The organism is Stenotrophomonas sp. TWI169, from assembly GCF_039674705.1.
In the GTDB taxonomy this organism is placed as follows: Bacteria; Pseudomonadota; Gammaproteobacteria; order Xanthomonadales; family Xanthomonadaceae; genus Stenotrophomonas; species Stenotrophomonas maltophilia_P.
The window spans coordinates 14,960-32,494 of record NZ_JBDJOB010000021.1 but is presented as its reverse complement, the minus strand read 5'-3'; the positions used below and the strand labels follow the sequence as shown (position 1 = coordinate 32,494).

Sequence of the window (17,535 nt, the reverse complement as noted above, 5' to 3'; positions counted from 1 at the left end):
TCTAGTTGACGAATTTTCCGACGCGCTGGGCCTGGCCCATATCACGCTGTGCCTTGTCCTTCTGCCGGGCGCGCTCGGCGACAGTCATGCACTGCGTCGTGTGCCGGTTCGAACCCGTGGCTTTCTCACGTTGGCATATTAGACGACTATCTTCACGTGACTGTGTCAAAACCGTGTTCACGACCTGCTGGTCGTTGATGACATCGGTTCGTACCCGTTCAGGCATCAGATCCCGGTTCGGGTACTGCTCCACGGCAGCGCGCAGGCGCACCAGCGCTTCGCGGACCCGGCTGCGGTCGGCCATCGTCAGCTCGCTGTAGGTCTCGCCGTCGTTGAGTTCGACTTCGATGCGCTCGAGCTGCTGCTGAAGCGGCTTGCCGGAGGCAAAGACCTCGCCGCCCTGCTTGGATGCGGAGGCGGTGGCGGCCAGGGCCAATCCGGAGAACAGGAGCGCAGGCAAAAGGAGGGACTTCATGGCAAACGGATCCTTGTCTGAGTTGAGAGCCGACTGTATTCGCACCACCTTCACGCCAGCAAGTGCCACGCGTGGGGGCGGCGGACGGCCTACCGGTTGCTGGCAGGGTTGAGATTGTTGAACGTGCGCTGGTCATTGATCAGCGCCTTGCCCTTTTCTTCGATGCGGCGACGTTCGGCGACAGTGAGGCAACGGCCCTTGGGCATGTTGCTGCCGGTGGTGCGCTGGTAGGTACAGACCTGGCGGCTGTCGTCGTGCGCGCGGGCGAGCAGCTGATTGACCCGCTCCTGGTCGTTGAACACCTGCGCCTGTATCTGCGGCGGCAGCTCATCGACCCGCTGCCGGCCCCCCATGCGCTGGGTGATGCGGGCCAGCGCCTGCTGGATCTGGCTGCGGTCATCGGCGCTCAGTTCGGCGTACTCCGGCGCCTGCAGCGCCTTCTCGACCTGTTGGACCTGGCCGGCAACCGGAGCCTGGCGATCCATCTGCAGGGCGCTCTTCTCTGTCTTGGCGACAGCAGCGCCCGACAGGCACAGCACCAACGCGATCATCGTGACGCGATACATCGCCTACCTCCCGGTCCATCGGAACGAAGGCCCAACTCTACGAGCGCCTCCGGGCCGCCACAAGTGGCGCGTGGCCTACGGACGCGCATAAAAAAGGCCCAGGCGGTGCACCCGCCTGGGCCTGAAGTCGTATCCCGATACCGATCCTGCTGAGAGGCAGAGCTGCGGTTCGCTGAAGCCTACGCCCGCACCGATTAAAGGCATGTTAAAGCAGCGTCTCGCCGCCCAAGGAGAATCTCAACTTACTGAAAAATCAGGATTTTTTCAGCTTCTCGACGTGCTCGATGATGCGCATGGCCACGTCCACCCCGCAGGCTGCCTCGATGCCTTCCAGGCCCGGGGTCGAGTTGACCTCCAGCACCAGCGGGCCCCGCTGCGAGCGGATCAGGTCGACGCCGCAGACCGACAACCCCAGAGCCTTGGCCGAGCGCACCGCGACCTGCTGTTCGGCGCGGCTGGCCTTGGCCGCCACGGCGGTGCCGCCGGCGTGCAGGTTGGAGCGGAAGTCGCCTTCAGGCGCCTGCCGCTGCATCGAGGCCACCACCTGGTCGCCGACCACGAAACAGCGCAGATCGGCCCCCTTGGCTTCTCCGATGAACTCCTGCATGAGGAAGTTGGCATACAGGCCACGCAGCGCCTCGACGATCCCGCGCGAGGCACTGGCCTTTTCGGTCAGGATCACGCCGCGCCCCTGCGTTCCCTCGTTGAGCTTCACCACATGCGGCGGCGGCCCCAGCATCGACAGCAGATCGACGGTGTCATCGGGGTTGTCGCCGAACACCGTGACCGGCATGTCGATGCCTTTGGCCGCCAGCAGCTGATGCGCGCGCAGCTTGTCGCGCGAGCGCAGGATCGCGTCGGAGGGATTGGGCGTACGCGCGCCCATCAGCTCGAACTGGCGCAGGACCGCAGTGCCATAGCGCGTGATCGACGCACCGATGCGCGGAATGACCATGTCCACACCGGTCATCGGCCGCCCTTTGTAGTGCATCGAGAATCCGTCGGCAGCGATGCGCATGTAGCAGCGCAGCGGATCGAGGATGCGCACCGTGTGGCCGCGCGCACGCCCCGCCTCGACCAGCCGGCGGGTGGAATACAGGGAGCTGTTGCGGGACAGGATGGCGAGCTTCATCGCGGCGGGATCGGTCGGCAGGCGCGCAGCATAGCGCGGCCGTGTGGCGGGCGGATGATTGCCTCAGGTGCGTGAAGGAGGCCGCCGATCAGCGACGTGGTACGCGGAGTGTGAAGCGTCCGTTGCGTGCATGCACGATCAGCGCTGTCTCCCGCCACTCCAACGCCAGCTCCAGCCAGGCATAGGTGACAGCTTGGCGATGCATCGTACTGCCGTCCCACGTCTCCGTGTAGGCCTCACACTGCACGATGCCATCATCGCTCACGTCCAGCACATCCACCGAGACGGATTCACGGGACGTCTCCACCCTTGCCCACGCGCTCGTGCTTATGGCCTGCCACTGACCATGCTGGTGGACCAGCCAGATGCCCTCGAGCGGCCGCATGTCCTCGCGCAACACTACGCCGCGCACCACCAGGCATTGGTCGCCAGGACTGACCATCACCCGCTTCAAGTCGCAGACATGCCGTTCACTGTCGACATTGTCCAGCTGCAGCGCATAGGGCCTTACCTTGGAGAACAGCTCAGGGTGGGCCGTCAGGCGCAGATCGTCCGGCAGCAGCAGCGAAGCCCGCAGAATGCGGCCGTCGGGCAGCACATGACGCAGCTGCGACTGCGGCGGGTCGGCCAACGCCGGATGATCGGGTGCCAGCCACAGTCCATGGTAGGCCTGGAGTTGCGTCCGCTCGCCAGGCAGGCTGCGCACCCAGTCGGCGGCAGCACGATCACCGTACTGCCGCCGGTGCCCATCCAGGGCTTGGTGAAGTTCATGCGGCAGTAGACCCGGCAGTTGCATCAGCACCTTGCGCCGCTCGTCATAAACCATCACGGCCTGGCGGTATCGGATCCAGGCGTGAGCAAGACGCAACGATGTGCCTTCCAGATCAAACCACCCGGCGCTGCAGCCCTGGCCCCCTGAAACATCGATACCATCGACGATGGCGCCGTCACGCAACATCTGCGTGCTGAAAACGGGCCCTCCCATCCCAATCTCACCGTAACCCAACAGCACATCGTCAGAGGGCGGCTCCGTGGCGAAGGGCTGCAGCGGCTCCGAGCGCAGCGTCGCGCCTCCGGCGTCGGCGCCAATGAGTGGGAAACGCCGTAGCACGCTGCCGACGGCGCCGCCGGCCGCCAGTCCAGCCACCACACCCAATGGCGACCACCACACGAGGCACACCGCCACCAGCGTCAGCAACGGCAGCCATTCGATGATGAGCCGCAACGCGGTACGGGTCAGGGCCATGCAGGTCAGCCGCCGCAAAGTGTCTGGCAGCTATCGAAGACCGGCTCTCTTGGCCAGCACGAATGCCAGAAGCCCGAATGCAACCGCTGCGCCCTCCAGAAGATGTGAGGGGAAAAAGCCAAGAAAGATGTTCGCGCCCGCCAGAAACGCCGCGATGGCGGCAAGAAACGCAAACACAATCACGCCGACAGGCCGAACCGGTACAACAAGATCGGGGCCACGGCCAGCTTCCTGCTTCGACTGCTCATTGTGTTCCATCACATGACTCCGTGTGTGTGCATCCGCAAACTACGGGAAGCAGGAGGTGATTGCCATCTTCTCCTTCACCGTATGCCGCCGACGCGATTCTGGCCGGCTTCCGGTGTCCGATGGACACGGGCGGTTCCGGTCAAAAGCGACAGAAACCGCCTTCACCTGGAAACCGCGGGATCATCCGGAAGTTCATCGGACGGTATTCAGCGTTCAGCAGCGCAGAGCAGCGCACCGAGGATGCGCACCGTGTGGCCGCGCGCACGCCCCGCCTCGACCAGCCGGCGGGTGGAATACAGGGAGCTGTTGCGGGACAGGATGGCGAGCTTCATCGCGGCGGGATCGGTCGGCAGGCGCGCAGCATAGCGCGGCCGTGTGGCGGGCGGATGATGCCCCGCGGTTGCCGGGACAGGGGGCCACAGTCCAGCCAGCAACAGCCCGACACCGATGCCGTCGGGCTGCGGCTGCCGCGTTTTATCGGCCCGTATTGATCCGTGCAACGACCTCCCGCACCCTCTTGGTGTAGGCCGCCAAAAGCTCTCTGGACTGCTCCGGCGTGACCGCCTTGCCGACGTGGCCAGGCTGTGCGGCATAGTCCCGCTGGAAATCGCACATTTCCACGGATACCGCGCTGCTGACGTCGTCCTGCGCAACGGAGGGCGCACCGGTACTGCCATCCGCATTGACGTTGATCATGAACGCGCGGTCGCCCGTGTAGCCGCCGAAGCTGTTCTTCGCGTTGACCATCCCGCAGACAATCGTACCGTCGAACATCGCAAACGCCTGACGGATGACGATCTTTGCCGAGTCAGGATCCTTCAGCGCCCGACGGACCCCCGCCTCCGCTATGGCCCGATCAGCCTCGACCTTCTGTTTTCTTGCATCTTCTTCGGTCGGCGTGCATGCCGCCGCAATACCCATCAACGCAACCGCAAGAATCCGATTCCGCATTCCCCCCCCCTGCCACTGGCTTGAATGTTGCCGCACTTTACCGGCTTATCGCCCCGCCAGACCATCGGCAAGCACGGGAAGCGCCCACGCTTCACCGACTCACAGAGCCGGCAGGCACAGAAAGATGCAAAAGGGGAAACATCCAGGTTCGCGGCCGATCCGGAAAACACACGCATCGTTGCGGAAGATGGAGCGGGCGATGGGAATCGAACCCACGTCAGTAGCTTGGGAAGCTACAGCTCTACCATTGAGCTACGCCCGCGTCGCGTGGTGAAAGTCTATGCGGTCGGGCCGGTGTTGCGCAATGGTGGCCACCGCATGCGCCGGGCATGGCCCGACGCTGCCATGCAGCCTTCCCAGGCCCTTGCGGGGCCTGGGAAGGTGCGTTCGTCAGAAACTGCCGCTGAAGCTGGCAAACAGCGTCGCGTCACGTGCACGCTTCTGCGCGGTGGAGGTGCTCAGGCCGATGTTGCTCTGCAGCCCGAACAGCTCCGTGCGGGCGCCCAGCACCACGGTGGCGTAATCCTTGTCGAACTTCAGGCCCGGCACGCGGTAGCTGCCCAGCTCCGGCAGGGACTGCAGCCAGGCGCTGGCCTGCTTGGTGTCTTCGAACTCGTGGTCGTAGGTGGCCTGCACGTAGGGCTTGAAGGTGCCGCCATCGAAGCGCGCCTGCCAGCCGATGCGACCGACAGTGGAGTCCAGCTCCTGGTTGTTGTAACCCAGCGCAGTGGCCAGCGTGCCGGCGTCGGCGCTCTCCGTATAGCCGTCGATCTTCACCTTCTGCCAGATCACGGCAGCCACCGGACCGTGGCGGAAGCCGCCCTCGGTGCCGAACTCGTACCCCGCATTGATGGCGGCGGTGAGATTGCTGCCATCTGCCGAACCGCCATGCTCACGGGTGGCCGGACCCAGCTGCACCTTGCGGGTCACGTCGTAGTCGAGCCAGCTGTAGCTGACCTGCCCGTTGACCCAGGCACGCTCGCCGTACCAGCCAGCGAACAGGCCCAGCGTGGTGTCGGACTGGGTGAAATCGCCGCGGCTGTTGCCGAAATCGGCATCCATGCGTCCATAGCCACCGAAGCCGCCAAAGACCATGCCGTCACGCGACCAGTCGACACCGAACAGGCCGGCCGGCGCCAGGCCGTCGTAGAGATCGGCGTGGTCATAACGCTGCATGTCGCCGCGCACACCGCCCCACCACGACAGGCCGTCAGCCGGACGACCGCCCAGATGCATGCCGACCTGGTCGGCGCGCGAACGGCCGATGGTCTGCGCCGAATGGCTGAGCACCTGCTGCAGGCGCGGGCCTTCCAGCACGGATACCGCGTACTGGCCCAGCAGTGCATGGCCTGCCGTGGTCGGATGCACGCCGTCGGCGAACAGGTAGGTCTTCGCGGCATCCGGGCTGACGTAGGACGTCGGGTTGCAGCCGATGATGCTCTGCGTCGAATTGGCCGGGTCGATGGTGCAGGCCGTGCTGGTGACGTTGGTGAAACCGTACATGGCCGGATTGGCGGCCACTTCACTGAGCACCGTGAAGGTATCCAACGGGATGAATTCGATGCCCGCCTGCTTCAGCCCGCCATACAGGGCGTTGTTGTAGCCGGCCGACAGCGCGGTGGCGGCGGCGGCATTGGGGCCACGGAAGGACGGCGTCAGGCCGACGTTGGGCAGGTTCGGCACCAGCACGTACTGGGCGCCCGCCTGCTTCAGCGCGCCGACCAGGGCGATCTGGTCGGTGACGGCCGCGCCGATGATGGCCTGCGCCTGTGCCGGCGCCGCAGCGGCCGCGAACAGGTCGTTGGCGCCGCCCCAGACGGTGTACAGCGCGTTGGCATCGGCTTTGCCGCCATTTGCGGCCAGGTAGCGGGTGAGTTGCGTCTTCAGCGACGGAATGGGCCCCAGGGCACCAGTGACCTCCACCGACACGCGCGCACCGCCGGCGGCATAGTTGTCGCCGTTCTGGCCGTTGCCGTTGGGCGTACCGTTCAGGCCGTAGTAGTTGGCGACCTGCTGCGACCAGACCCAGCCCGGATTGGTGGTGAACTGGCCGGTGACCTGCTGTGTTGCCGGGGGCAGCAGCGGCCGGAAATAGCCCGCGTCGGTCAGGCTGTCGCCGAAGAACACCGCGTGCGAGTAAGGGGATTCGCCTGCCATGGCCGGAACCGCGGCCAGTGCGATCGCGGCCGCCATCAGGGAGCGGATCGGGCGTTTGCTGAGCAGCATGTAAAGAACTCCTGTGGGGACGTCATTGAGGATCCGGCGTGCGTACGCCGGCGCACGGTGAATGGTTTCACCGCACCGACGATTGCTCACGCTGCGCCGCCGCATGAATTGCCGCGCAGCCCGCCAATCGCAGGCTGCGCCGATGCGGGCGCCGTGCGGAGGAACGGATGGTTTCCGTCCTGACGGGCCATACGCGACAATGCCGCCATGAACATCCAGCTCAACGGCGAACCCCGCACCCTGCACGCTTCGGCAACCCTCCATGACCTGCTCGAGGCCGAGCAGCTGCTGCAGCGCCGGGTGGCGGTCGAGGTCAATGGCGAGATCGTCAGCCGCAGCCGCCATGGCGAGCACCGCCTTGCCGAAGGTGACGTGGTGGAGATCGTGCACGCCCTGGGTGGGGGTTGAGGCACGACGCCCACGCTGCGCGCTCGCCGGGCATGGCCCGGCGCTGCCCCTGCACCTGCCTCCCGGCGGCATCGAAGTGACGACCCCATCTTCAGGCGGATAAGCGATAATCGCGCCATGAACGTTCATGTCTCCCCCGATTCGCTGGTGATCGCCGGCAAGACCTACGGCTCGCGGCTGCTCACCGGCACCGGCAAGTTCAAGGATCTGGAAGAAACCCGCCTGGCCACCGAGGCCGCTGGCGCCCAGATCGTCACCGTGGCCATCCGCCGCACCAACATCGGGCAGAACCCCGGCGAGCCGAACCTGCTGGACGTGCTGCCGCCGGAGCGCTTCACCATCCTGCCCAACACCGCCGGCTGCTACACCGCCGAAGACGCGGTGCGCACGTGCCGCCTGGCCCGTGAACTGCTGGACGGCCACAACCTGACCAAGCTGGAAGTGCTGGGCGACCAGAAGACCCTGTACCCGGACGTGATGCAGACCCTCAAGGCCGCCGAACAGCTGGTCAAGGATGGCTTCGAGGTCATGGTCTACACCTCCGACGACCCGATCCTGGCCAAGCGCCTGGAAGAGATCGGCTGCGCTGCGGTGATGCCGCTGGCCGCGCCGATCGGTTCGGGCCTGGGCATCCAGAACAAGTACAACCTGCTGCAGATCATCGAAGACGCCCGGGTGCCGATCATCGTCGATGCCGGCGTCGGTACGGCATCGGATGCGGCGATCGCGATGGAGCTGGGCTGCGATGGCGTGCTCATGAACACGGCCATTGCCGGCGCGCGCAGCCCGGTGCTGATGGCCAGCGCGATGCGCAAGGCGGTCGAAGCCGGCCGTGAGGCGTTCCTGGCCGGGCGCATCCCGCGCAAGCGCTACGCCAGCGCGTCGTCGCCGGTGGATGGGTTGATCGGCTGATGACCAATCCTTTCGACAGCGCTGGGTCCAAGGCCCCGCCCAAGCCGTTCACCGTCAGCGAGGGGCGCCGCGAGGTGCGCAGTTTCGTGCTGCGCCAGGGCCGCTTCACGCCTGCCCAGCAGCGCGCGTTCGACGAACGCTGGCCGCGCTTCGGCCTGGATTACAGCGGCCAGCCGCGCGACCTGGACGCCACCTTCGGTCGCCCGGCGCACAAGGTGCTGGAGATCGGCTTCGGCAACGGCGCTGCACTGCGCTTTGCTGCCCAGCATGACCCGTCGCGCGACTACATCGGCATCGAAGTGCACGCGCCCGGTGTCGGCCGCCTGCTGAACGCCCTGGCCGACGACAACGCCGACCACGTGCGCCTGTACCACCATGACGCGGTGGAAGTACTGCAGAACGAGATCGCCGATGGCGCGCTCGATGAAGTGCGCATCTACTTCCCGGACCCGTGGCACAAGAAGCGCCACAACAAGCGCCGACTGCTGCAGCCGGCCTTCGCAGAGCTGCTGGTGCGCAAGCTGCGTGCGGGCGGCCGCCTGCACTGCGCCACCGACTGGGAAGACTACGCCGAACAGATGTGGGACGTGCTCGATGCGACCGCCGGCCTGGTCAACCGGGCCGGTCCACGGGGCAGCGTGCCGCGCCCGGAATGGCGGCCGCAGACCCACTTCGAGACCCGCGGCCAGAAGCTCGGCCATGGCGTCTGGGACCTGTTGTACGACCGCACCTGACGATCGCCCGAGGACGCCGCGCCCCACATGGATACCGCGCTGACGCTGACCAACGACATGAAGCTCGTACTCGGGCTGGTCGGCTTCACGATGGCGATGTTCCTGTTCGAGCGGATCCGCGCCGACGTCGTCGCGCTGGTGGTGCTGGTGGTACTGGGTGTGACCGGCCTGATCGCCCCGGAGGAAATCTTCGGCGGCTTCTCCGGCAACGCGGTGATGAGCATCATCGCCACCACCATCCTCGGTGCGGGCCTTGACCGCACCGGCGCACTGAACCGGCTCGCGGCCTGGCTGCTGCGACGCGGACATGGCATCGAGCAGCGCCTGCTGATGATGACCACGGCCATCGCTGGCCTGAACTCGTCCTTCATGCAGAACCCGTCGGTGATGGCGCTGTACCTGCCGGTCGCCTCGCGGTTGGCGGCACGCACCGGGCTGACCATGCAGCGGCTGCTGCTGCCGATCTCGGCGGCGATCGTGATGGGCGGTGCGCTGACCATGGTCGGCAACTCGCCGCTGATCCTGCTGAACGACCTGCTGGCCTCGGCCAACAACAACCTGCCCTCCGGCCTGGCCAGCATCGAGCCGCTGCGCATGTTCGCGCCGCTGCCGATCGGCGTGGCGCTGCTGATCGCCTCGCTGCTGTACTTCCGCTATTACGGCGACCGCAAGCTGATCGAGGAAGAGACCCTGGTCAACGATGGGGTCACCCCGGCCCGTACCGAGAGCTACTTCGCCAAGACCTACGGCATCGAAGGCGATGTGTTCGAACTGGTGGTCACCGCCGAAAGCCCGCTGGTCGGCATGACCCTGGGCGAGGCCGAGAGCCTGCATGACGCGCCGCTGCTGCTGGCGCTGAAGACCGGCAACGATACGCGGCTGGCGCCACCGGCGGAAATGCGCATCTGGGTGGGCAGTGTGCTGGGCGCGATGGGTCCGCGCGAGCAGATCGGCGATTTCGCCCAGAACCAGTTCCTGCGCATGTCCTCGCGGCTGAAGCACCTGGGCGACCTGTTCAATCCCAGCCGCGCGGGCATTTCCGAGGCGGTGGTGCCGCCGACCTCGAACGTGATCGGCAAGAGTGCGGCCGACCTGCGCCTGCGCAAGGAGCGCGGCATCAGCCTGCTGGCGATCAACCGCGACAAACAGGTGATCCGCGAGGACGTGCGCGACGTGCAGCTGCGCGCTGGCGACATGCTGGTCTTCCACAGCATCTGGACCGACCTGGCGCAGGCCGCCAAGAGCCGTGACTTCGTGGTGGTCACCGACTACCCGACCGGCGAACAGCGCCCGCACAAGTTCAAGATCGCCATGGCGATCTTCGCGCTGACGATCCTGATCGCGCTGACCAGCAAGCTTCCGGTAGCGCTGACCCTGATGACCGGCGTGGCCGGCATGTTGCTGACGGGCGTGCTGCGGATGGACGAGGCCTATGCCTCGATCAACTGGAAAACCGTGTTCATGATGGCCGGACTGATCCCGCTCGGCTGGGCGATGGACTCCAGCGGCGCGGCGGCCTGGGTCGCCGGCCATACCATCGACAAGCTCCCCACCGGCATACCGGTGTGGGTGCTGGAGCTGGCCCTGGCGCTGCTGACAACGGTGTTCTCGCTGGTGATCAGCCATGTCGGCGCAACCATCGTGATGGTGCCCATCGCGGTGAATCTGGCGCTGGCGGCGGGTGGCAACCCCACCGCGTTCGCACTGATCGTGGCGCTGTCGGCCTCCAACAATCTGATGACGGCGTCCAATCCGGTCATCTCGATGATCACCGGCCCGGCCAACTACACCCCGCGCGAGATGTGGCGGGTCGGCGGACCGTTGTCGCTGATCTACACCTGTGTGGTGGTGCTGATGATCAACCTGATGTTCTGAGGGTCGGGTTCATCGGCAGGGCTGCGCCCTGCACCCCAGTAGTGCCGGCCGCTGGCCGGCAACCTCAACGGCAAAAGCGTGCATTTCGTGGGATGGCGGGGTGGGTCCGACAGATTTCTGCGATCTGCCAGAACGGCGTCGTGCACCGCTTTGGTAGGTGTCGACCTTGGTCGACACGGTAGATCCACGCCATGCGTGGATGCCTTTGCAGAGTCGAGCCATGCTCGACTGCTCCTGGCTTGGTGGGTCAGAGCCGTTCTCCTACGGAAAACGGAGCCGCCCCCTAGCCGGCCTCAGGCCAGGTAGACCTGCCCATCACGCACGTCCACCGGCACCGCGCGCAGGCGGTCGCCCTTGCAGGGGCCGGCGATGCAGTCACCGCTGTCCAACGCGAACGAGGCGCCGTGGGCGGCGCAGACCAGATGCCCCTCGCGGCTCTTCAGGAACTGCCCCGGCGCCCAGTCCAGGCGACGGCCGGCATGCGGGCAGATGTTCAGGAAGGCGCGCACCTGTGCGCCGTCGCGATACAGCAGCAACGACTCGGCATCGCCCTCGACCACTGCTTCGACCTCGGCAAACGCACCATCGGCAATGGCATCAAGGGCGATCAGGGCAACAGCGGCAGTCATGGCGAAGGCTCGGACAGTAAAGAAGCATTGTCGCACGCCTGCTCAGGTGACTGGCTGCAGGATGAACACAAGTCATTGATTCGTAATAAGCACAGGCTATATTTAACGAGTTTTTCACTCAATGACAGTGCGGGCTCCCGATACTCTGGTTTCGCTGATTTCCCAGCCTATCGAGCCGCCATGTTCAATCGCGATTCCGCCTTCAACCAGTTCCGCACCCTGTTCGCGCCGCGCAAGCCGCGTCACCCGCTGGTGCGCGTTGCCGTGGGCCTGCTCGGCCTGGCGATCCTGGCCGCGATGGTGTTCATCGGCGTGTTCGTCGGTGCGGCGATGATCCTGGTCGGCCTGGCGTGGAAGCTGCTGGCCTCGCGCAAGGCGGGTGCAGCCCGACCGGTCGACCCGACCGTGGTCGAGGGCGAGTACCGGGTGGTGCGCAAGCCGGTGCTGCCGGCCTCGCGCTGAGCCCTGCCGGCCGGCGTGCCCGCTGACGGCGGGCGCCATGCGTTCTAGACTGCGGGCATTCCCTTCCTGGATGCCCGCATGTCCGACGTTTCCGATGTGATCCCTGCACCTGCCACGCCGCGTGTTCCGGTGGTGGGCGGTGGCAGCTTCCCCGTGCACCGCGTCTACTGCGTGGGTCGCAACTTTGCCGACCATGCGCGCGAAATGGGAGCCGCGGTGCCGGCGGCCGATGACCGCGGCCGGCCGATGTTCTTCAGCAAGCCTGCCGATGCGCTGGTGGTCGGCCATGACGATGCCATCCCCTATCCGCCCGCGACGGCCAACCTGCATCACGAAGTGGAGCTGGTGGTGGCGATCGGCCGTGATGCCCCGGCCGGCGAGCTTCCCGTGGCCGATGCCGAAGCGCTGGTGTACGGCTATGCCGTCGGCCTGGACCTGACCCGCCGCGATCTGCAGGCGGCCGCCAAGGAGAAGGGCCATCCCTGGGATGCCGCCAAGGGCTTTGATGCCTCTGCACCGATCAGCGAGATCGTGCATGCCGGCGAAGTGGGCGATCTGGCGGCGCTGAACCTGTCGCTGGAAGTCAACGGCGAAGTGCGCCAGCAGGCCCTGCTGGACCAGATGATCTGGAACGTGCCGGAAATCCTGCACGAGCTGTCCAAGCTGTGGCAGCTGCGCGCCGGTGACCTGGTGTTCATGGGCACGCCGTCCGGAGTGGCCGCACTGAAGCCGGGCGACCGTTTCAGCGCGCGCCTGGAAAACGTGGCCGAGCGTCACGGCGTGATCGCCGGCTGACACCACCTGCGCTACTCTGCGCGCTGTCCACATCCCCCACAGGAGAAAACACATGGGAGTGCTCACCGAATTCAAGGAATTCGCGATGCGCGGCAACGTCATCGACCTCGCCGTCGGCGTGGTGATCGGCGCCGCCTTCGGCAAGATCGTCACTGCACTGGTCGAGAAGATCATCATGCCGCCGCTGGGCCTGCTGATCGGCAAGGTGGACTTCTCGCAGCTGGCGTGGACGCTGTCGCCGGCACGCATCGGGCCGGACGGCAAGGAGATTCCGGCGGTGGTGATCGGCTACGGTGATTTCATCAACACCCTGATCCAGTTCGTGATCGTTGCGTTCGCCATTTTCCTGGTGATCAAGGTCATCAACCGTCTGTCGCGCAAGAAGGAAGCCGCTCCCGCCGCCCCGGCCGAGGAAGTGGTGCTGCTGCGCGAGATCCGCGACAGCCTGAAGAAATAAGGCGTAGCGCCGGGCCGTACCCGGCGAGGCCGCCGCATGTGAAAGTCCCGCTCCGGCGGGGCTTTCGCTTTGCCGGACGTGGCGGAAAACAGCGTTCGCTCCGGACATGACCTCCCGCCCATGCGCGCGTCTGAACGACTGTTAAGCTCCAAGGCTTGGTCCCTTCCCGGAGTTGTCCATGCGTCGCCGCGTCCTTGCCATCGCATCCTCCCTTGCCCTGCTGGCCGCCCCGGCCTTCGCGGCACCGCGCGCCACCACCCTGCCCCCGGCGTCGCTGGCCACGGCCGCGCAGCTGCGCGATCAGGCCCTGGCCGATGACACCGGCTGGAAGGTGGTCGAGTCGCTGACCACCGAAATCGGTCCACGCATCGCCGGCAGCGAAGCCGACGCGCGTGCGGTCGCCTGGGCCGAAGCCAAGTTCAAGGCCCTGGGTTTCGACAAGGTCTGGAAAGAACCGGTGACCTTCCCGAAGTGGGAGCGCCGCAGCGAACACGCCGCCGTGACCGGCAGGAACCCGCAGCCGCTGCAGATCACCGCACTGGGTGGCAGCCCGGGCGGTACCGTTGAAGCAGAGGTCGTGCGCTTCGCCGACCTGGCCGCGCTGCAGGCTGCGCCCGCCGGTTCATTGAAGGGCAAGATCGCCTTCGTCGATTACCAGATGCTGCCGTTCCGCGATGGCCGCGACTACGGCCGTGGTGGCGCGATCCGCAGCAAGGGACCGTCCGAGGCGATCCGCAAGGGCGCCGTCGGTTTCCTGATGCGCTCGGCCGGCACCGATTCGCACCGCGTGCCGCACACCGGCATCACCCGATTCGATGACGGCCTGACCCCGGTACCGTCCGCGGCCCTGTCGGTGCCCGATGCCGACCAGCTGGCACGTCTGCTGGCACGTGGCAGCACTACGGTGAAAGTCGCGCTGGACTGCGGCTGGGACGGTACGGCGACCTCCTACAACGTGATCGGCGAGATCACTGGCCGCACCCTGCCCAAGGAAGTCGTGGTGATCGGTGGCCATCTGGATTCGTGGGATCTGGGCACCGGTGCCGTCGATGACGGCGCAGGTGTCGGCATCACCATGGCCGCGGGGCATCTGATCGGCCAGCTCAAGCAGGCCCCCAAGCGCACGATCCGGGTGATCGCGTTCGCCAACGAAGAGCAGGGGCTGTACGGCGGCAAGGCTTACGCCGAAGCACATGCAAAGGACGTGGCGCTGCACCAGCTGGCTGCCGAGAGCGATTTCGGTGCCGGCCGCATCTATGCGTTCAATACCGGCTCGCCAAACCCGGAAGGCTCGCGCGAAGCGACCCGGCAGATCGCCGAGGTGATGAAGCCGCTGGGCATCGAGTACGCAGCCGACAAGGGCGGCCCGGGGCCGGATATCGGCCCGCTGGCGGCCAAGGGTGGCGCCTGGGCGTGGCTGGCACAGGATGGTTCGGACTACTTCCACCTGCACCACACCGCCGACGACACGCTGGACAAGATCGACCCGAAGGCGCTGGCGCAGAATGTGGCGGCATACACCGTATTTGCCTATCTGGCCGCAGAGGCCGACGGCAACTTCGGCAGTGAAGCCAAAGCGACCACACCGCCGAACGAGTGAGGGGGCCACGCCGGGCGATGCCCGGTGGGTGCTGCGGGAAAGGAGGTGCGGACCGAGGTCCGCACCCACCAGAGGGGATCGCATCACCAGAGGGGATCGCACCCACCAGGCTGGGTCGCCCCATCTGCCCGGAGAGTTACCGTTCCCACGCGCAGGTGTTGCGAACACCAAGCCGGTGCGGATCGAACAGGGGATCCGTCCCCAAGCGACGGTGGTGCTCGTAATCGCGCAGCGCGGCCAGCGCCGGCTTCTGCAGCAGCAGGATGGCGAGGATGTTCAACCAGCTCATCAGGCCCACGCCGATATCCCCCAGCGACCAGGCGACCGTGGCACTGTTCAGCGCCGAGTAGCCGGTGGCCAGCAGGAACAGCAGCTGGAACCCGCCCATCACCCACGGCATCGGGCGGTCCCGGCACAGGTAACTGATGTTGGTCTCGGCCATGTAGTACAGCGCCAGGATGGTGGTGAACGCAAAGGGCAGGATGGCCAACGCCACGAATGAACGGCCGAAGCCCGGCAATGCCGATTCCACCGCGTGCTGCACGAAACGCGGTCCGGCCTCGACGCCCGGCAGATTGCCCAGCAGCAGGCGCGCATCATCCGGAATGCCGTTCACCGCCGGGTCGTAGACGTTGTACAGGCCGGTCGACAGAATGAGGAAGGCGGTCGCACTGCACACCACCATCGTGTCGATATAGACCGAGAACGACTGCACCAGGCCCTGCTTGACCGGATGGGAGACCTCCGCTGCGGCCGCCGGGTGCGCACCACTGCCCATGCCGGCTTCGTTGGACAGCACGCCGCGGCGCACGCCCCACTGGATCGCCGTGCCGATCATGGCGCCGAACGCTGCATCCATGCCGAAGGCACTGCGCAGCACCAGCGCTGCGACCTCCGGCACTTTGTCCGCGTTGAGCACCATCACCATCGCGGCCACCAGCAGATAGGCGATGGCCATCAGCGGTACCAGCCACTGGGCGACACCGGCGATGCGGCGTACACCGCCGACAAGGATGGCACCCAGCGCAACCAGCAGTACGCCGGTGGTGAACACGACCGGTACGTCCCAGGCTTCATTCACCGCGCTGGTGATCGCATTGGACTGCGTACCCGCCAGCATCGCGCCGGCCAGCACGGCGACCAGTGCAAACAGCACCGCATACCAGCGCTGGCCCAGTCCCTTCTCGATGTAGTAGGCCGGGCCACCCCGATACTGGCCACCGGCGTCGCGATCCTTGTAGATCTGCGCCAGCGTCGATTCGATGAAGGCGCTGGACGCACCCAGGAAAGCGACAACCCACATCCACAGGATCGCACCGGGACCACCGAAGGCGATGGCCATCGCCACACCGGCGATATTGCCAACGCCCACCCGGCTGGACAGCGACAGGGACAACGCCTGGAACGGGGAGACCCCTGCATCGGACCGCTCATGGCGGAACACCAGGCGCAGCATGTCAGGCAGCGCGCGGAGCTGGATGAAGCGGGTGCGCACGCTGAAGTACAGGCCGGCGAGCAGGCACAGCACCACCAGGTAAGGGCTCCACACCACGCCGAGAAGGGCATTGACGATCGATTCGACGTTCATCGCGCCCCCTCAGAAGGACATGCCCAGGGCGACCTGGGGGCTGATGAGGCGGGCGGCATTGCGGCCGGCCACCGTGACCTCCACGCCGGCGATCAGGCCAAGCGAGGGACTGAAGTGGTACTGCAACGCAGGGGCGAAAGTCAGCGTACGGCTGGCCGGGCGCCATTCGTCGACGCGCGCGATGGCGCCGTCCGCGCCGGGAGCGAAGCCGCTGAGGCGTTGCCGGGTCTCGCGGCTGGCCGCCACTTCCATCACCGCCACCCAGCGGGGGTTGACGCTGTATTCGGCGCCGATCAACAGGCCCAGTACCGAACCGCGCGCGATGTGGCCCTGGAAGCCCGCGGCGGTACCGTACACGCTGGCACCGGTGAGGGCCGTGCGGGAAGGCGCCGGACCCGCACTGAGCTGGGCACGCCAGCGCAGTGGCCGCTCGTTGCCCAGCCACACCACCTGCTGCACGCCCAGCGCGGCAACGGTACGCTGCACGCCGTCACCCTGCGCGTCGAGCGGATTGCCGGTGATGCGGTCATGGCTGCCCGTGCTGAAGCGCTGCACGAGCGCTACTGAAACCGCGGGCCGGGTGCCATCCGCATTGGCCGCCTGCAGCAGATACTGCAGGCGCGCAGTGGTGTCACCCGCGCGGAAACCCCGGCTGTGGGCGGCACCGGATTCGGCGCGCGACGCGCTCAGGTTGACCTGGCCGGTGATCCGCTCACCCAATCCATAGGCGATGGGCACCACCACCGTCCAGCCGCCACTACGTTCACCGCTGCGCTGGCGCTGGCCACGGTCATCGAAGTGATCGCGGCTGTCGACACGTACCAGATAGGGTTCGATGTAGCCGTGCCCCTTCGGCATGCCGGCCGGATTCGGGGTGATCAGCGGACCCGTGAAATTGACGCCTTCCAGACTGCGTGCGCCGGCATACACATCGACCGACGCAAGCAGGCTTGACAGCGAGAGGAGCGCGCCGAGGGCGCAACGATGACGACCATGCATGTGGACCACCTTGCCTGACAGGAATGGAACTCCAACCTGCGTCGAGCAAGAGGGCGCAACAATGAGGCAAGTTTCAAAAGCATGCTTGATCGGAAAAATCAGGCTGTACGCAACGCAAGACGACGCAATCCGCCTTAAGCCGCCTTGACGCTGCGCGACGTCCGCGGTGGTCCCGCCGGCACATCGCGCAAAAGAAACCCGGCCACGGGGGCCGGGTCCTGGCAGCCGATG

At 66.3% G+C, this 17,535-nt stretch carries 19 protein-coding genes and 1 tRNA gene; 8 read left to right on the top strand and 12 right to left on the bottom strand.

From position 1 onward, the window contains the following. Position 1: 1 nt before the first annotated feature. From ABE543_RS15200 to ABE543_RS15160, 9 genes are all read right to left on the bottom strand, one after another. Positions 2-475, bottom strand: coding sequence for a hypothetical protein (locus ABE543_RS15200; RefSeq protein WP_065175768.1), 474 nt, complete (start codon positions 473-475; stop codon positions 2-4). An 89-nt stretch (positions 476-564) separates the two neighbouring features. Further along, positions 565-1,041 carry a hypothetical protein gene (locus ABE543_RS15195; RefSeq protein ID WP_180875501.1) on the bottom strand — a complete coding sequence of 159 codons (477 nt, stop codon included), beginning with the start codon at positions 1,039-1,041 and terminating at the stop codon, positions 565-567. Positions 1,042-1,294: 253 nt separating this feature from the next. Next, on the bottom strand, positions 1,295-2,173 hold the full coding sequence (rimK, locus tag ABE543_RS15190) for a 30S ribosomal protein S6--L-glutamate ligase (protein WP_065181793.1): 879 nt from the start codon (positions 2,171-2,173) through the stop codon (positions 1,295-1,297). An 88-nt stretch (positions 2,174-2,261) separates the two neighbouring features. After that, complete coding sequence (locus ABE543_RS15185) at positions 2,262-3,419, bottom strand: hypothetical protein (protein ID WP_346475857.1); 1,158 nt, start codon at positions 3,417-3,419, stop codon at positions 2,262-2,264. 30 nt (positions 3,420-3,449) lie between these two features. Continuing rightward, a complete protein-coding gene (locus tag ABE543_RS15180) occupies positions 3,450-3,677 on the bottom strand; it encodes a hypothetical protein (protein ID WP_197571763.1) in 228 nt (75 codons plus the stop codon). 197 nt (positions 3,678-3,874) lie between these two features. Continuing rightward, entirely contained in the window at positions 3,875-4,021 is a 147-nt protein-coding gene (locus tag ABE543_RS15175; protein ID WP_346475861.1) for a hypothetical protein, read from the bottom strand. A gap of 121 nt (positions 4,022-4,142) precedes the next feature. Further along, complete coding sequence (locus tag ABE543_RS15170) at positions 4,143-4,589, bottom strand: hypothetical protein (RefSeq protein WP_065181652.1); 447 nt, start codon at positions 4,587-4,589, stop codon at positions 4,143-4,145. Between the two features lie 218 nt (positions 4,590-4,807). Beyond that, positions 4,808-4,881: transfer RNA gene (locus tag ABE543_RS15165), tRNA-Gly, on the bottom strand. A gap of 128 nt (positions 4,882-5,009) precedes the next feature. After that, on the bottom strand, positions 5,010-6,812 hold the full coding sequence (locus tag ABE543_RS15160; RefSeq protein WP_180875532.1) for an autotransporter domain-containing protein: 1,803 nt from the start codon (positions 6,810-6,812) through the stop codon (positions 5,010-5,012). 240 nt (positions 6,813-7,052) lie between these two features. Between ABE543_RS15160 and thiS the strand changes: the two genes are divergently transcribed. From thiS to ABE543_RS15140, 4 genes are all read left to right on the top strand, one after another. Beyond that, positions 7,053-7,253 carry a sulfur carrier protein ThiS gene (gene thiS / locus ABE543_RS15155; RefSeq protein ID WP_053517056.1) on the top strand — a complete coding sequence of 67 codons (201 nt, stop codon included), beginning with the start codon at positions 7,053-7,055 and terminating at the stop codon, positions 7,251-7,253. Positions 7,254-7,370: 117 nt separating this feature from the next. Further along, a complete protein-coding gene (locus tag ABE543_RS15150) occupies positions 7,371-8,165 on the top strand; it encodes a thiazole synthase (RefSeq protein WP_053517058.1) in 795 nt (264 codons plus the stop codon). Continuing rightward, positions 8,165-8,899: a tRNA (guanosine(46)-N7)-methyltransferase TrmB gene (gene trmB / locus ABE543_RS15145; protein WP_053517060.1), complete on the top strand. Its 735-nt coding sequence runs from the start codon at positions 8,165-8,167 to the stop codon at positions 8,897-8,899. The genes ABE543_RS15150 and trmB overlap by 1 nt, the downstream gene beginning before the upstream one ends. Before the next feature lie 27 nt (positions 8,900-8,926). After that, positions 8,927-10,774, top strand: a complete 1,848-nt coding sequence (locus ABE543_RS15140; RefSeq protein WP_053517063.1) for an SLC13 family permease — start codon at positions 8,927-8,929, stop codon at positions 10,772-10,774. A gap of 293 nt (positions 10,775-11,067) precedes the next feature. Here ABE543_RS15140 and ABE543_RS15135 read toward each other — a convergent pair whose 3' ends face one another. Next, positions 11,068-11,403 carry a Rieske (2Fe-2S) protein gene (locus tag ABE543_RS15135; protein ID WP_053517065.1) on the bottom strand — a complete coding sequence of 112 codons (336 nt, stop codon included), beginning with the start codon at positions 11,401-11,403 and terminating at the stop codon, positions 11,068-11,070. 180 nt (positions 11,404-11,583) lie between these two features. Here ABE543_RS15135 and ABE543_RS15130 point away from each other — a divergent pair, with 180 nt between their 5' ends. The 4 genes from ABE543_RS15130 to ABE543_RS15115 all read left to right on the top strand — a co-directional run bounded on the left by ABE543_RS15130 (position 11,584) and on the right by ABE543_RS15115 (position 14,717). Further along, positions 11,584-11,865, top strand: a complete 282-nt coding sequence (locus ABE543_RS15130; protein ID WP_065181654.1) for a hypothetical protein — start codon at positions 11,584-11,586, stop codon at positions 11,863-11,865. Between the two features lie 78 nt (positions 11,866-11,943). Next, entirely contained in the window at positions 11,944-12,660 is a 717-nt protein-coding gene (locus ABE543_RS15125) for a fumarylacetoacetate hydrolase family protein (RefSeq protein WP_065181655.1), read from the top strand. A 52-nt stretch (positions 12,661-12,712) separates the two neighbouring features. Continuing rightward, positions 12,713-13,117, top strand: a complete 405-nt coding sequence (gene mscL, locus ABE543_RS15120; protein WP_053517072.1) for a large-conductance mechanosensitive channel protein MscL — start codon at positions 12,713-12,715, stop codon at positions 13,115-13,117. A gap of 178 nt (positions 13,118-13,295) precedes the next feature. Next, complete coding sequence (locus ABE543_RS15115; protein ID WP_053517073.1) at positions 13,296-14,717, top strand: M28 family peptidase; 1,422 nt, start codon at positions 13,296-13,298, stop codon at positions 14,715-14,717. A gap of 136 nt (positions 14,718-14,853) precedes the next feature. Here ABE543_RS15115 and ABE543_RS15110 read toward each other — a convergent pair whose 3' ends face one another. After that, positions 14,854-16,305 (bottom strand): alanine/glycine:cation symporter family protein, encoded by a 1,452-nt coding sequence (locus ABE543_RS15110; protein WP_262100508.1) that lies wholly within the window; start codon positions 16,303-16,305, stop codon positions 14,854-14,856. A 9-nt stretch (positions 16,306-16,314) separates the two neighbouring features. Continuing rightward, on the bottom strand, positions 16,315-17,304 hold the full coding sequence (locus ABE543_RS15105; RefSeq protein ID WP_346475855.1) for a hypothetical protein: 990 nt from the start codon (positions 17,302-17,304) through the stop codon (positions 16,315-16,317). Between the last annotated feature and the right edge of the window lie 231 nt (positions 17,305-17,535).

Excerpts from the sequence above, each read along its gene's own strand:
- ABE543_RS15200 (WP_065175768.1), bottom strand. The coding sequence starts at position 475 with ATGAAGTCCCTCCTTTTGCCTGCGCTCCTGTTCTCCGGATTGGCCCTG.
- ABE543_RS15195 (WP_180875501.1), bottom strand. The coding sequence starts at position 1,041 with ATGTATCGCGTCACGATGATCGCGTTGGTGCTGTGCCTGTCGGGCGCT.
- rimK (WP_065181793.1), bottom strand. The coding sequence starts at position 2,173 with ATGAAGCTCGCCATCCTGTCCCGCAACAGCTCCCTGTATTCCACCCGC.
- ABE543_RS15185 (WP_346475857.1), bottom strand. The coding sequence starts at position 3,419 with ATGGCCCTGACCCGTACCGCGTTGCGGCTCATCATCGAATGGCTGCCG.
- ABE543_RS15180 (WP_197571763.1), bottom strand. The coding sequence starts at position 3,677 with ATGGAACACAATGAGCAGTCGAAGCAGGAAGCTGGCCGTGGCCCCGAT.
- ABE543_RS15170 (WP_065181652.1), bottom strand. The coding sequence starts at position 4,589 with ATGGGTATTGCGGCGGCATGCACGCCGACCGAAGAAGATGCAAGAAAA.
- ABE543_RS15160 (WP_180875532.1), bottom strand. The coding sequence starts at position 6,812 with ATGGCGGCCGCGATCGCACTGGCCGCGGTTCCGGCCATGGCAGGCGAA.
- thiS (WP_053517056.1), top strand. The coding sequence starts at position 7,053 with ATGAACATCCAGCTCAACGGCGAACCCCGCACCCTGCACGCTTCGGCA.
- ABE543_RS15150 (WP_053517058.1), top strand. The coding sequence starts at position 7,371 with ATGAACGTTCATGTCTCCCCCGATTCGCTGGTGATCGCCGGCAAGACC.
- trmB (WP_053517060.1), top strand. The coding sequence starts at position 8,165 with ATGACCAATCCTTTCGACAGCGCTGGGTCCAAGGCCCCGCCCAAGCCG.
- ABE543_RS15140 (WP_053517063.1), top strand. The coding sequence starts at position 8,927 with ATGGATACCGCGCTGACGCTGACCAACGACATGAAGCTCGTACTCGGG.
- ABE543_RS15135 (WP_053517065.1), bottom strand. The coding sequence starts at position 11,403 with ATGACTGCCGCTGTTGCCCTGATCGCCCTTGATGCCATTGCCGATGGT.
- ABE543_RS15130 (WP_065181654.1), top strand. The coding sequence starts at position 11,584 with ATGTTCAATCGCGATTCCGCCTTCAACCAGTTCCGCACCCTGTTCGCG.
- ABE543_RS15125 (WP_065181655.1), top strand. The coding sequence starts at position 11,944 with ATGTCCGACGTTTCCGATGTGATCCCTGCACCTGCCACGCCGCGTGTT.
- mscL (WP_053517072.1), top strand. The coding sequence starts at position 12,713 with ATGGGAGTGCTCACCGAATTCAAGGAATTCGCGATGCGCGGCAACGTC.
- ABE543_RS15115 (WP_053517073.1), top strand. The coding sequence starts at position 13,296 with ATGCGTCGCCGCGTCCTTGCCATCGCATCCTCCCTTGCCCTGCTGGCC.
- ABE543_RS15110 (WP_262100508.1), bottom strand. The coding sequence starts at position 16,305 with ATGAACGTCGAATCGATCGTCAATGCCCTTCTCGGCGTGGTGTGGAGC.
- ABE543_RS15105 (WP_346475855.1), bottom strand. The coding sequence starts at position 17,304 with ATGCATGGTCGTCATCGTTGCGCCCTCGGCGCGCTCCTCTCGCTGTCA.